13 protein-coding genes are annotated in these 13,830 nt (G+C 57.2%); all 13 read left to right on the top strand.

The genetic code is table 11. The features are described 5' to 3' along the window. The 13 genes from DSM25558_RS16275 to DSM25558_RS16215 all read left to right on the top strand — a co-directional run bounded on the left by DSM25558_RS16275 (position 1) and on the right by DSM25558_RS16215 (position 13,827). Positions 1-2,439 (top strand): conjugal transfer protein TrbE, encoded by a 2,439-nt coding sequence (locus DSM25558_RS16275; protein ID WP_077105747.1) that lies wholly within the window; start codon positions 1-3, stop codon positions 2,437-2,439. Next, the gene (gene trbJ / locus DSM25558_RS16270) at positions 2,414-3,202 is read left to right on the top strand and encodes a P-type conjugative transfer protein TrbJ (protein WP_083716521.1); all 789 of its coding nucleotides are present in this window, start codon (positions 2,414-2,416) and stop codon (positions 3,200-3,202) included. The genes DSM25558_RS16275 and trbJ overlap by 26 nt, the downstream gene beginning before the upstream one ends. A 4-nt stretch (positions 3,203-3,206) precedes the next feature. Continuing rightward, the gene (locus tag DSM25558_RS16265) at positions 3,207-3,458 is read left to right on the top strand and encodes a TrbJ/VirB5 family protein (RefSeq protein WP_077105746.1); all 252 of its coding nucleotides are present in this window, start codon (positions 3,207-3,209) and stop codon (positions 3,456-3,458) included. Between the two features lie 16 nt (positions 3,459-3,474). Further along, the gene (trbL, locus tag DSM25558_RS16260; protein WP_077105745.1) at positions 3,475-4,581 is read left to right on the top strand and encodes a P-type conjugative transfer protein TrbL; all 1,107 of its coding nucleotides are present in this window, start codon (positions 3,475-3,477) and stop codon (positions 4,579-4,581) included. Between the two features lie 40 nt (positions 4,582-4,621). Continuing rightward, positions 4,622-5,287, top strand: a complete 666-nt coding sequence (gene trbF, locus DSM25558_RS16255) for a conjugal transfer protein TrbF (protein ID WP_077105744.1) — start codon at positions 4,622-4,624, stop codon at positions 5,285-5,287. A gap of 18 nt (positions 5,288-5,305) precedes the next feature. After that, positions 5,306-6,127, top strand: a complete 822-nt coding sequence (gene trbG / locus DSM25558_RS16250; protein WP_077105743.1) for a P-type conjugative transfer protein TrbG — start codon at positions 5,306-5,308, stop codon at positions 6,125-6,127. Between the two features lie 3 nt (positions 6,128-6,130). Then, entirely contained in the window at positions 6,131-6,586 is a 456-nt protein-coding gene (trbH, locus tag DSM25558_RS16245) for a conjugal transfer protein TrbH (protein ID WP_077105742.1), read from the top strand. A gap of 13 nt (positions 6,587-6,599) precedes the next feature. Continuing rightward, positions 6,600-7,943 carry an IncP-type conjugal transfer protein TrbI gene (gene trbI, locus DSM25558_RS16240; protein ID WP_077105741.1) on the top strand — a complete coding sequence of 448 codons (1,344 nt, stop codon included), beginning with the start codon at positions 6,600-6,602 and terminating at the stop codon, positions 7,941-7,943. Beyond that, positions 7,944-8,558: a hypothetical protein gene (locus DSM25558_RS16235; RefSeq protein ID WP_077105740.1), complete on the top strand. Its 615-nt coding sequence runs from the start codon at positions 7,944-7,946 to the stop codon at positions 8,556-8,558. A 411-nt stretch (positions 8,559-8,969) separates the two neighbouring features. Beyond that, the gene (locus DSM25558_RS16230; protein ID WP_083716520.1) at positions 8,970-10,370 is read left to right on the top strand and encodes a KamA family radical SAM protein; all 1,401 of its coding nucleotides are present in this window, start codon (positions 8,970-8,972) and stop codon (positions 10,368-10,370) included. Positions 10,371-10,437: 67 nt separating this feature from the next. Then, the gene (locus DSM25558_RS16225; RefSeq protein WP_083716518.1) at positions 10,438-11,613 is read left to right on the top strand and encodes a SidA/IucD/PvdA family monooxygenase; all 1,176 of its coding nucleotides are present in this window, start codon (positions 10,438-10,440) and stop codon (positions 11,611-11,613) included. Between the two features lie 248 nt (positions 11,614-11,861). Next, positions 11,862-12,230 carry a cupin domain-containing protein gene (locus tag DSM25558_RS16220; protein WP_077105739.1) on the top strand — a complete coding sequence of 123 codons (369 nt, stop codon included), beginning with the start codon at positions 11,862-11,864 and terminating at the stop codon, positions 12,228-12,230. Then, entirely contained in the window at positions 12,223-13,827 is a 1,605-nt protein-coding gene (locus DSM25558_RS16215) for a class I tRNA ligase family protein (protein WP_077105738.1), read from the top strand. The genes DSM25558_RS16220 and DSM25558_RS16215 overlap by 8 nt, the downstream gene beginning before the upstream one ends. The last annotated feature ends 3 nt before the right edge of the window (positions 13,828-13,830 follow it).

Here is a 13,830-nt window from a genome sequence, read left to right as displayed (position 1 = left end):
ATGGTTTCACTCAAGAAATTTCGTCATACCGGCGCGTCTTTCTCCGACCTCATGCCATATGCCGGTCTGGTCGATAACGGCATCATGCTTCTCAAGGACGGCTCGCTGATGGCGGGCTGGTATTTTGCCGGCCCCGACAGCGAAAGCTCCACCGACTTTGAGCGCAACGAAGTTTCGCGTGCTATCAACTCGGTTCTCGCCCGCCTCGGCACGGGCTGGATGATCCAGGTCGAAGCGGTACGCGTTCCCACAACCGAATATCCCGCCACGGATCGTTCGCATTTCCCCGACAGGGTGAGCCAGCTGATCGACGATGAGCGGCGTCAGCGATTCGAAGCTGCTGAAGGTCATTTTGAGAGCCAGCACGCCATCATCCTGACCTACCGTGAACCGGACACACGCAAATCCGGTCTCGTCAAATACATCTATGCGGACCCTGAATCCCGCACCACGAGCAATGCCGATCGCATTCTTGAACATTTCAAAACATCGATCCGCGAATTCGGGCAATACATGCAGAACGTGGTTTCGATCCGCCGCATGGTCACTCAGGAAGTGCCGGATCGCGGCGGCTATCGTGTCGCCAGATACGACGAGCTTTTCCAATTCGTCCGCTTCTGCCTCGTGGGCGAAAACCATCCCGTTCGGCTGCCTGAGATCCCGATGTACCTCGACTATCTGGCAACGGCGGAGTTTCACCACGGCCTGTCGCCCATGGTCGACGGCCGCTTCTGCCAGGTCGTGGCGATCGACGGCTTTCCGGCCGAAAGCTGGCCGGGGATTTTAAACGTTCTCGACCTTATGCCGCTGACCTATCGGTGGTCCTCGCGCTTCATGTTCATGGACGAAATCGAAGCCATTCAGCGGTTGGAGCGTACCCGTAAGAAGTGGATCCAGAAGGTGCGCCCCTTCACCGATCAACTGTTCAAGACGAACAGCGGCTCGGTGAACCAGGACGCACTTGCGATGGTCGGCGAGGCCGAGGATGCCATCGCCGCGGCAAATTCCCGCCTGGTTGCTTACGGCTACTACACGCCTGTTATCGTCATGTTCGGTGACGATGACGCCAAGCTGCGCCGCCAGGCCGAAAGCGTTCGCCGCCTTATCCAGTCCGAAGGCTTCGGCGCCCGCATCGAAAGCCTGAACGCAACCGAGGCGTTTCTGGGCAGTCTGCCGGGCAACTGGTACGCCAATATCCGCGAGCCGCTGATCCACACCCGAAATCTGGCGGACATGATACCGCTGAATTCGGTCTGGTCCGGAGAGCCGGTTAATCCAAACCCCTTCTATCCGGAAAACTCCCCGCCGCTCATGCTGGTGGCGTCCGGCTCGACACCGTTCCGGCTCAACCTGCATGTTGGCGACATCGGCCACACATTGATTTTCGGGCCGACCGGTTCGGGCAAATCGACACTGTTGGCTCTGATCGCAGCACAATTCCGGCGCTATCAGGACAGCCAAGTTTTCGCCTTCGACAAGGGCCGGTCCATGTATCCGCTCACCCGCGCCGTCGGTGGGGATTTCTATGACGTCGGCGCCAGCGAAAACCTCGCATTCTGCCCTTTACAGGATCTCGATACGGACGCCGACAAAGCATGGGCGGCGGAATGGCTCGAAACGCTCATCGTCATGTCTGGCGAGACGGTGACGCCTGACCATCGCAATGCGATCGCGCATCAGCTCGACCTTATGTCGAAGTCGGAACGCCGGTCGATCTCGGATTTCGTATCGGGCGTGCAGATGAAGTCGATCAAGGAGGCACTGCGCCACTACACGGTCGACGGTCCCATGGGCCATCTGCTCGATGCGGAGCGCGACAATCTCAAGCTCTCCAATTTCCAGACCTTCGAAATTGACGAGCTGATGAACATGGGCGAGCGCAACCTTGTCCCGGTTCTGCTTTATCTGTTCCGGCGCATCGAAAAGCGCCTGACCGGTTCACCCAGCCTTATCATTCTTGACGAAGCATGGATCATGCTCGGCCATCCGGCATTCCGCGACAAGATCCGCGAATGGCTGAAAACCCTCCGTCGGGCCAATTGCGCGGTCGTGCTCGCCACGCAGTCGATTTCCGATGCCGACAAGTCCGGCATCATGGACGTTCTCAAGGAGTCCTGCCCGACCAAGATCTGCCTGCCGAACGGCGCAGCGCGCGAAACGGGGACACGTGACTTCTACGAGAAGATCGGTTTCAACGATCGCCAGATTGACATCATCGCCACCGCCACACCCAAGCGTGAATATTACGTCGTCTCCCCCGATGGCCGCCGGCTGTTCGAAATGGGCCTCGGTCCTATCACCCTGTCCTTCGTCGGCGTCTCCGGCAAGCAGGATCTCCAGCGCATCAGCGAACTTTACGACCACTATGGGGATGAGTGGCCGCGCCATTGGCTTCAATCAAGAGGAATCGAAAATGCTGCGTCGCTGTTTGCTTCGTAATGCCTTTGCCGGTCTGATCCTCACCGTCAGCACCAGTGCCGTCTTCGCCGGTGCTGCGACGGGTGGGGCTACCGAGTGGACCCAGCTTCTGAACAACGCCCAACTTCTCGAACAGTCGGGGCAGGGGGTCGAACAGATCGCCAATCAGGCGCAGCAGATTGCCCACCAGGTCACGCAGATCCAGAACCAGCTCGACCAGTACAGGACGATGCTGCAGAACCTTGAGAAGCTGCCTGACAACATCTGGGGTCAGGCTGAGAAGGACCTCAACCGGCTTCGTCAACTGACCCAGCAGGGGCAGGGCATCGGCTTCTCGATGGGCAGTCTCGATGATGTGCTGAAGCAGCGCTTCCCGAGTTTCGAGGCGTTCGCTTCTGGCGTCCAGGGCGGGCAGAACTTCTCGGAGCAATATGGGCAGTGGTCGAAAACCAATCGTGACACGATCGGCGGCACACTCGCACAGGCCGGGATGACGGCGCAGCAGTTCGACACCGAACAGAGCACCATGAAGCAGCTGCAACAGCAGTCGCAATCATCCGTCGGCCAGATGCAGGCGCTACAGGTCGGCCACTCGATCGCCAGCCAGCAGGTCGAACAAATGCAGAAATTGCGCGGCCTGATCGCCCAGCAGTCCACGATGATGGGCACATGGTATCAGTCCGAACAGGCCGCCAAGGATCTCGCCCAGCAAAAGCGGGAGGCATTCTTCTCGAGCACCCCGCCGTCGACATCGGGCGGTCAAAAGATGCAGCCACGGTGGTAGTCGGATGGCACAGGTGAAACTTCCCGTCGTCATCCTTGTCGCCCTTCTCTCCGCCGTGGCCGGCGGCGCGATGTCCTATGTCGCTTTCCCCACTGCCGATCCGGAAATGAAGGCGTTGCTCGCAAGACATGTTGCGCTTGCGGAAGAGGAGGCGGCGGCGCGCGCGATCACGAACGAGCGCACGCGCAAACTGATGAACTCCAACCCGGATGATTATCCGACGACCGGCGGGCAAAAAATGGCCCCCCGTTGGTGACCTGAAAGGTGTTCTCATGAGTCCCGCATTGATTTTGAGATTAGCGCCTTTCGCCATCGTCGCAATCGCTGTGGTGCAACCCGCCATGGCAGCGGATGGATCGATCCTCACAAGCCTTGAAAACAATGTCCGCACGGCCACTGAAGGGTGGCAAGACACCGTCATGAATGCGGCAAGGTCGCTGTTCTGGATCCTGGCCGGTATTGAGTTTGGTATCGCCGCCGTGTGGCTCGCCATCGCATCGCCATCGCTCGATACGTGGGTCGCAGAGCTGATACGCCGTATTATCTTCATTGGCTTTTTCCTGTTTGTCCTACAGCAGGGACCCGACTTCGCGAAGGTTGTCGTCGACAGCCTGTTTCAGCTCGGCGCGCAAGGCGGGACGGCTTCGCCAGCGGATGTCTTCAATGCCGGCATCAAGGTGGCGAGCACGCTCTCGGAAAAGGTCAAGTTCGGCATTTTCGAAGACAACGCGATGGCGATCGGCATTATCATCGCCATGATTGTCGTGGTGATCTCTTTCTCGCTCGTCGCCGCAATTTTCGTTTCGGTGCTGGTGGAAATGTATGTCGGATTGCTCGCCGGCATGATCATGCTCGGCCTTGGCGGCTCAAGCTTCACCAAGGATTTCGCGATCAAATATCTCGTCTATGCCTTCTCGGTGGGCATGAAGCTGATGGCGCTAGTGATGATCGCGCGTATCGGCTCGGAGATCCTGATTGGCCTTTCGAACGATGCAAACACCGGAGAGGAGTTGCTGGCGAGCCTTGTCATCGCGGGCCTGTCGGTCGTCGTCTTCATGATTGCGATCTACGTGCCCAATATCATCCAGGGCGTCGTACAGGGCGTGTCAGTCAGCAGCGGCATGGAAGCCATGAGATCCAGCGCGCAGGTCACGGCCTTCGCGGCATCGACGGCGGCGGGTGTCGGTGCTGGCGTCGCAGCGGCAGGTGCCGCGAAAGCCGCCGGCGCCGGCATTCTCGGTCAGGCCTCCGCGGGCATGAGGGCAGGCGGTTCGGCATTGGCTGGTACGGCGGCGAAGGCCGCCATGGGTTCGCATGGCTCCGGCGCGGGAGGCTCATCGAGATCGATGGGACTGCGCAACCACAAAACATCGAAATAGGCGGCATGGCTCGCAACTTGTCAGGAAACAGGATCAGTCCATGGCCAAAAAGCTGAAGCATCTCGACAACCCGTATCTGGCGGCGCGTCACGAATGGAATGAGCGCATGGGCGGTGCCAACCGCGCAGTCAGAGCATGGATGACCGTCGGATCGGTGTCGCTGGTGATGGCGACGGTGGGTTTCGGGTTCGCGCTCTATCAGGCCAGCCAGGTCAAGCTTGTCCCTTACATCGTGCAGGTCGACACGCTCGGAAATTCTGTTACGGGCGGGTTCCCGGCACAAATCGAGTATGCCGACGAGCGCGTCGTTCGCAATATGATCGGCCAGTTCGTCTATAACTTCCGGTCGATCACGCCGGATAATGTGGTCCAGAAGGGCTATATCGACCGCACCTATGCAATGCTTCGGCGCACTGACCCCGCCACGGAGAAGGTCAACAACTGGTTTCGGAATAACTCGCCTTTCGATCGCGCCCGGACGGTGACGGTGTCTGTCGAGATCAACAACATCGTGGCGCTCTCGAACCAGTCGTACCAGATCGACTGGACCGAAATCGAGCGCGACCGTGCCGGCAAGGAACTGCGGACCCGGCGCTGGCGCGGCGTTGCTACCGTTACCCTGTCGCCGCCCCAGGACGAAGCCATCATTCGCCTCAACCCAATCGGTCTTTACCTTAAGGACTTCGATTGGACGGCCCAACTTTAAGACGCTCGCGGAGAGACTATGTTCAAATTGACGAAATTGCGTGCGAGCTTTGCGACCGCACTGGTCCTACTGACTGCCGCGCCCACCCTGGGCCGTACTGCCGACTACAACGCAAGCAAGGGCACCCGGCTTTCAGGCCAGTGGCAGGACGCCGGCGCGGTCATGACACGCGGACCTGATGGGCAGGTCATCTACCTGTTTGGCGAAACGCAGCCGACTGTCGTCTGCGCCCCCTTGCAGCTTTGCGAGGTGCAGTTGCAGCCGGGCGAGGCGGTGCGCGATGTTCTCGTCGGCGATACCGTTCGCTGGCAGGTCGAACCCGCATCGTCCGGTTCGCCGCAGGGACAGCGTATCAGCCTGATCGTCAAGCCTGCCGAAGCCGGTTTGAAGACGTCGATGGTCATTACCACGTCGCGCCGGACCTATCATGTCAATCTGCAGTCCGACGCAACGCGCTATATGGCGCGCGTCGCCTTCAAATACCCCGAAGACGTTCGCCAGCAGCTCGCGGCGGTGAACCAGAAGATCTCGGACAGCATCATTCCCGGCGCTGGCATTCCAGCCGAGAACCTCCGCTTTGACTTCTCCATGCGAGGCTCCGCGCGCTGGAAGCCGACCCGGATCTATACCGACGGGACAAAGACGTACATCCAGTTTCCGGGCCAAATGGGCAGTGGCGATGCGCCAGTCCTGTATGTCGTGTCCGGAGGACAGAACCAGATCGTCAACTACCGGCTGAACAACAACATGATGGTGGTCGATTATCTGATCGATCGGGCCGTGCTGATTTCGGGCGTCGGCAGACAGCAGCAGAAAATCACCATCAGCAGGAGGGGGTAACCCATGCAGGGAAATTCGACACTCTCACGCGTACTCACGGTCGCTCTGGTCTCGGTCTCACTTGCCGCCTGCACGACATCGGGCGGATATTTCTCGCCGCAAGCCAGCATGGATGCCGCCAATCTCCAGGCGCCGGCCGCCGATGCTGTTGCCGCCGACATGGTTGCACGGCTTGCCGAACAGGTTGGCCCGGGAACCGGCACCATTGTTCTCAAGGCTGATAAAACCGCCTTCGCGTCAGCGTTCGACAAGCATTTGCGAGAATGGGGCTATGCGGTCGATCCGGCCGCAACCGGTCCGAAAGCTATCGCACTTGCCTATACCGTGGATTCGCTGGATGGCGACGTGATCGTGCGGGTTTCGACCCCGGGCGTCGAGCTGGCACGCCAATATCAGGCGACGACGACAGGTGCTGTGGCCTCGAGCCCGCTTTCGATCATGAAGCACGGCGAAACGTAAAGAGGGCAGGGGTATGAGTTCAATCGATCTTGGATCTGCCGAGGATGGTGAAGGGCGGCCAAAAATTCGCCGGCTGAACCGCCTCCCGATTTTCTTCTTTATCGGCCTGATCGTCATTCTCGTGGTTGTCGTGATCTGGGGCATGGCGCAACGCGGCCTGATCGGAAATCGTGGTGCCCAGCCGGAGCAATCGGCTGGCCAACCGGCGTCCGATTTTGCCGACGAGCTAAAGCGAAATATCGGTGACGGCGTCAACGAGCCGCCAAGGCAAGATCCGCTGATCATCACGCCCGGCGAGACACCGATTGAACGCGCGGAAGGCGTCAACCCGTTCCAGCCGGGATCTCGCCAGCGACCGACGACACAGCAATCGGAAACAGCGCTTGAGCCGGAAGCGGACTGGCGTGAACGGCTCAAGCGTGAGCATCAAGAGGCCCTGCTGCGCGAGCAGAACCGCCAAAAACTTGCGGCGATGCAGGCGCAAGTGAATGCCCGCAACAGCCCCATGGCCGTCGACGTCGGGAAAGTCACCCAGCAACAGGGCGTCGGCCAGCAAGGGCAGGGGCAGGGGCAGGCGAACGGCCTGACAAGCCCGAACGGTACGGCCGACCTGCTCTCGGCCGCGATGCGTGCGGCAGGTGCCGCGCCGGGCGGAATGGCCGATCCCAACAACCAGCAGGGCAAGATCACGTTCCTGAACAAGGATATTGCCGATGCGGGCTATCTGCCCAACCAGGTCGTTCCGCAGCTGTCGCCCTTTGAGCTAAAACGGGGCTCAGTGATCCCGGCAACATTGATCACCGGCATCAACTCAGACCTGCCGGGGCGGATCACGGCGCAAGTACGCCAGCACGTCTATGACAGCGCGACCGGCCACAGGCTTCTGATCCCGCAGGGGACGAAACTGTTTGGCCGGTACGATTCCGAAGTCTCCTATGGTCAGTCACGAGCCCTGGTCGTCTGGACCGACATCATCTTCCCGAACGGGTCGACCCTTCAGATCGGCGGCATGGCTGGCGTCGATAGCCAGGGTTACGGCGGGTTCAAGGACAAGGTGAATAACCATTTCTGGCGTGTTTGGGGCTCGGCAATTCTGGTTGCCGCGATCGGAACTGGCGTTGATATGGCTCTGCCAGAGAGCAAAAGCAATGCCTTCGGCGTCACGCAGAACGATCCCACAGATGCGGCCCGCCGCAACTTCGCAGAGACGTTTGGCCGTGTTGCTGACCGGACGATCGACAAGAACACAAATATCCAGCCGACGCTGGAAATTCGTCCGGGATACCAGTTCAACATCCTTGTTGATCAGGACATAGTTTTCCCGGGCGCTTACCAAACTGGCTACATGGAGAGATGAATGACCAAACTGACGCGCGAAGGGCTGCAACTCCCGGTCCTCCTCGGCATGGCCGCTCTTCTGACCGGCTGTATACTGCCTGAAAAGTTGGACGCCAATATCGTCGTGACGGGTTATCATTATGATGTTGCCCTTGAGGGTCGTTTGGCGGAACCACGAACCGTTGGCGCGCTGGCCAAGGGACAGGCACTGCCCTCCAATCACGAAGCCCAGATGAAAGCGCAAGAAGCACTGGCTCTCCAGCTTCCCGGCATGAGTCGCTTCGCCTATGTGGGCGGGGGCCGATATGACTTCGCTATGAGGATTGAAGGCGAGCTTTCGCGAGAGACGCCCATCATTGGTTTTCCGAATACGCGGGCTGGCAACAATAACTTCCTGACGATCCGCCGTAATGAAGACGGGACGGTTGTCATTTCCTCCCCCGACGTCCCGGCCAAAGCACTGGCTGACCTGGAAGAGGTCGGGCTGGCCGCGAGCGGTACAATCAGCATCGATATCGATGGCCAGGTCCTGGAAAGCAACGCCGACGACCAACCTGCCGAGGGGCCGCACATCTGGAATCGTAAAAGCTGGAGCCATCGAATTTCTCTGAAATTCGCCCCAGAGAGCAAATAGTAATGGCAGCGTCTCAAGATGCGAGAAGAATCACGCCCACAATAGAATCGCGCAACCGAGGATACGCCACAGGCGAACGACTTTGCGCAGGATAACCATTCCCATTACCGCCCCGACCATCACGAACATTTTGTGCATCGGTGCCACCACGCTGAGTGGGGCACCCATGTTGAGCGCGGTCAGCACCAGAATGTAGGAAAGCGAAGATACCGCCCCACACCAGCCACCAGCATCCAGCCACCAGCATCCAGTATCGTCGCATCACTGCTTTGGCGCGTGCCTTATCAGCGGTCGGACAGTTTATTTTTCAAATAATATTCTAAGATAGAAAATATGTAATAATTCCATTCTAGGCAATATAAGCGCAGGCTCTCACCCAGTTTACTGAATGAATTTGTCGTGGAGTAGGGTATGCTTAAATCTGGGATCGATTTACTTACGTCGAATATTGACTCGACCCCTCCTCCACCACAGATTTTACTTAATGAACACCAATTTACTCCCTCGTGGAGGGACCTCCGGCGTGACGAGTTCTGGAGACAGATCTCGATATGGCGTGATCTATCTGAGGAAACATTCCTCGACACCCTGTGGCAGGAGAAAAATGCCGTAACCAGTCGTGAAAAGCTGTCGATTCTCGTTGGAGACCTGGTTGGACCCACCTTTCTTGAGGACTTGGCTCAGGGAATGTCGCGGGCACCAATGGCTTTGCGTGTTTCTCCCTATATTTTGTCGTTGATTGACTGGTCCACCCCCCTGACCGACCCATTACGTCGTCAATTTCTCCCGCTGGGATCAGAGCTTGAAGACGATCATCCACTTCTGCAATTCGACTCCCTTGGCGAGCAGAACGACTCTCCAGTTCCCGGGTTGACGCATCGCTATCCGACAAAGGCCCTGTTCCTGCCGATCACCAGTTGCCCAGTTTACTGCCGTTTCTGCACCAGAAGCTATGCAGTTGGAACCGATACCGATCAAGTTGTAAAGGTCCATTTGTCCGTGGATCGCGAACGTTGGAAAGCAGCGTTCGATTATATTGCGAAGCAGCCGGAGCTAGAAGATATCGTCATCTCTGGCGGCGACGCGTTTCGCCTCAAACCGGAGCAACTGAGGATAATCGGACATGCCTTGCTCGACATGCCGCATGTCCGTCGGATTCGTTTTGCGACAAAAGGGCTGGCAGTTCAGCCTATGAAGATACTCCGTGATGTGGCGTGGGTCAGCGCTTTGACGGAGGTAGCGGAAAGGGGCCGACGCCTTCACAAAGAGGTATGTATCCACACACATTTCAATCATCCAAGCGAGGTGACGGGGATCACCGAGGACGCGTCCGCTTTATTGTTCGAACGGGGCATTCCAATTCGGAACCAAGCTGTTCTGTTGAGGGATGTCAACGATGATGTAGGCAGCATGATCGAACTCGGTCGACGTCTGGGAGCTTTAAACATCCATCCCTACTACGTCTATTTGGGGGACCTTGTAAAAGGGACCGAAGATCTGCGAACGACGATAAGTAAAGGTATAACGATGGAGAAAGCGGTTCGCGGATCGACCGCTGGCTTCAATACCCCGACTTTTGTTGTCGATACACCGGGGGGCGGCGGGAAGCGCGACGTTCACAGCTTTGAGTATTACGACCCGGAATACGGCATCGCAGTCTACACCGCTCCTTCGGTGAGGAGGGGAAAGCTATTTATTTCCGTTGATCCCTTGCGGGATCTTCAGCCTGCCGTCCAACAAGTCTGGCGAGACGCCCCCGCCCGGGCAGAGCTCCTAAGCAGCATACTGCAAAAAGTCGGTAGCCCTGGTTGATTTATGCCGTTGGCGGGTCGGCAGTCGCGTCCTTTCTTTTAGTCCACTTCCGAGGGAGATATCTAATATGCCGCAAAGTGCCGATAAAAATTTTACCAGGTTGGGCGTCGAACCCTCTGCTGTAACGCCCCATGCCCCCCGATTGGAAAACGACCGGGCGGACATCATCGCCATCGGTTGTGGGCCAGCGAATCTGGCATTGGCTGCGGCTGTTCAGGATGGTTTGGAGCAACAACCGATCCGGATGATGATTACTGACCGCGCCGCAGCGGTGCACTGGCAACCGGACATGCTGATCCCTTGGGCGAGAAGTCAAACTTCGTTCGTTAAGGATTTGGTGACGTTCCGCGATCCGCGAAGCCATTTTTCCTTCCTTAATTTCTTGAAAATGACCGGGAGGCTTGTCGAGTTTGCAAATCTCGGCACACTCTATCCCTATCGGCTCGAACTCTCAAACTATCTTGCCTGGGTAGCAGAAAACCTGAGCGCTATCGACATTCGCATGAATTGGGATTGTGTTTCGTTGGAGCCAATTGCCGTTGGAGATCGGGTAAGGGAGTTCCGCGCCGTCTATCGAGATGGCCGGACGGTTCAGGCGCCCGATATTGTAGTGGGTATTGGCAGAACGCCCAATATCCCTGATGCTTTCTCGACGCTCCCACCAGATCGTTGTGTTCACAGCAGCGGCTTTCTATCGGCGGCGCGCTCTTGGCGTGATCAAAAGGATGCACGCGTAGCAGTCATTGGTGCAGGCCAGAGCGCTGCCGAGATATTCCTGAGTATACCAGAGGAGATCACCGGCAGTAGTGTCACAGTTATAATGAGAGGCCTTGGCTTCCGAAATTCAGAGACAAGCAAATTTCTTGATGAATTCTACTACCCCGACTTCGTGGACGTTCATTTCGGCTTGTCGGCGGGCGGGCGCAAGATCATTGCCGACGAGGTGAGGCACACGAACTATGCTGGCGTGACACCCGTTATGTTGGAAGCTTTATATATGAAGCTATATCTCGAACGCCTTCAGAAAACAAACAAGCACGAGATGTTGATAGGGTCGGAGGTAATTGAAACATCTCTGGTCGATGGTTCCGTTCGCCTTCGAGTGCGAAACCGCATGACCAACGAAGTTTCAGACCGGGAATGCGATTCCCGTCGTATTAGCAACCGGCTATCAAGCCAGCCAGCCGGCAATCCTTGGGGGCATTTCAGACGTCTTGGTTCACTCTGCCGACGGGCATTTTGAGATGACGCGAAACTATCGCCTTCAAACAGCTCCGGATGTCGACGCAGGGATTTATCTACAAGGTAGTAGCGAAGCGACGCACGGCATCACCGAGGGTGTTCTCAGCATTGTCAGCGTCCGGGCCAACGATGTCCTCCAAGAGATTATTCAGCAACGAGCAAGCCGCAAATTTTTGTCACAGGAAAAAGTGCGCGCAGTTACCTGAGATTTCAAATCACCGGATTGGTAACCACTAAGAGGATTGGGCCATGATTTTGAACGCTATGAATTGGGACACCCTCAAGCACGAATATGGTCTCGATGCCAAGAGGCTCATGCCGTGGGCGACGTTAAAGGCGCCGTTTGAAGGGGCTTGGTGTGTCGTACGACCGAATTCCCAGACGACGCGCCACGCTCATTCAGATCGAGAACTGTTCATTGGCGTCGAGGGTGAGGCTTTGGTGACCGTTGGAGACGAGGTACATCGCATCCGAAAGGGCGACTTTCTCGCTATTCCTCCTGCAGTCGAACATCATGTCGAAAATCCAAACTCGGTTGACTTTCAGATGATGAGCCTGTGGTGGGACAATGATCTCGCCTCCCGCTATCTCGAAGGGGAGAACGTCTCGCATGGCTAGGCTGATTGTTACTTGTGCGCCGCCGACATCAAATGGTGATCTGCACCTTGGCCATCTCGCCGGGCCTTATCTGGCATCGGATGTTTTCACGAGGACGAGGCGGCTATTCGGTGACGACGTTCACTATATTTCCTACTCCGATGACTATCAAAGCTATGTCGTGAGGAAAGCCCTTGCGCAGCAAAGAGAGCCCGAAAGCGTGGCGCGTGAATACGGCCCGCTAATGGGTGAAACGCTGGCAAAAGCTCACATCAAGCTCGATCACTTTATGCACACCCTAGGGCTACGCGATCACTATCTTGAAGCGTTGCGGACCTTTTATTTCGCACTACGAGACAGAGGTGCGTTGCTTAGGCAGAGGGTGACGGTGCCCTTCTCACGGGAGCACCAATTGTGGGGCTATGAAGCATTTGCACGTGGAACGTGCCCGAGTTGTGGCGAGCAAACGGATGCAAGCCAATGCGAGGGCTGCGCCATGCCACCGGATCTGACACGTATGCGTGATGTTCGCTGCGTGATCGACGGTACTGCAATGGAGTGGACGAAGGTCGAGCAGCTTTTCCTCAATGTAGAGGCAAACAGAGAGGTCTTAAGCGAATTGTATGGGCGCGCTCCATTTCGGCCGGCGCTGCGACAATTTGCTTCCGCACTCCTCGGTGCTCCGTTCCTTCCTTGGGCAATTTCACGCCCACACGATTGGGGGCCTCGCGTGCCCGATGATCCTGCAGCAATTCTGCACACATGGTTCGGAGGTATCGCGGGTTACTACGCGGCATCACGGGAATGGGCGAATAGCCAGAACGATGAGGGGCTGTTCACCAAGTACTGGTCAGACAAGGAAACTCAGCTCATACATTTCGTGGGGATCGACTGCGCATATAGCCATATCGTGGCCTATCCAATCCTCCTGGCTCACCTACCTGTCGCGCCGACAGTAACCAACATCGTAACCAACCAATTTTTAAGCCTCCACGGCAACGATTTCTCGACGAGCCGGGGGATTGCCATCTGGGCCAACGAGTTTCTTGATGAGATCGACGTGGATGCAGCTCGATTGTATCTCGCTTTGCGCGCTCCCGAAACGACGGAGCAGGATTTTGACCTTGACGATTTTCGCAAGATTATCAACGAGAAGTTTGCTACCGCCCTGAATCAGGCGATCGAGCGCTTACCCCACGCCGGTACAGGGAACTTTGATGCTGCCCCCGTGTCAACAAGTGTTGGGGATGTTCTCCAAAACCTCCGTCAGCGGTTCATCGACGCGAGTGCACCGGCGACCTTTTCAATGAATGCCCAGGCTACGTTGCTTGTTGACCTCATCGATTTGATGGCCTCAGTCGATCCGGCTCAGATCAGGATGCTGGTATCCATTTACAGTGTTCTCGCTCGGCCGATCCAGCCAGGCTTTAGTGGCCGCTTGGCTCGGTATCTTGGACTGGCCGACGAATGGGGTTCGTCGTGGTTAGTCGATGGCGGTGACCTGCCCCCGGCTGCTAGGAGCCCCCTGGAGGGGCAAGTTCCATCGATCCAACCTGTCGCAAGCGAGGTGATATCGAAATTCCGAAGCCGCTTCGAAGCCGCAGTTCGAGCAGCTTAACCC

The sequence above is a fragment of the Agrobacterium sp. DSM 25558 genome (assembly GCF_900100825.1).
GTDB lineage: Bacteria > Pseudomonadota > Alphaproteobacteria > Rhizobiales > Rhizobiaceae > Agrobacterium.
This window is presented reverse-complemented; position numbering and strand designations above follow the sequence as displayed.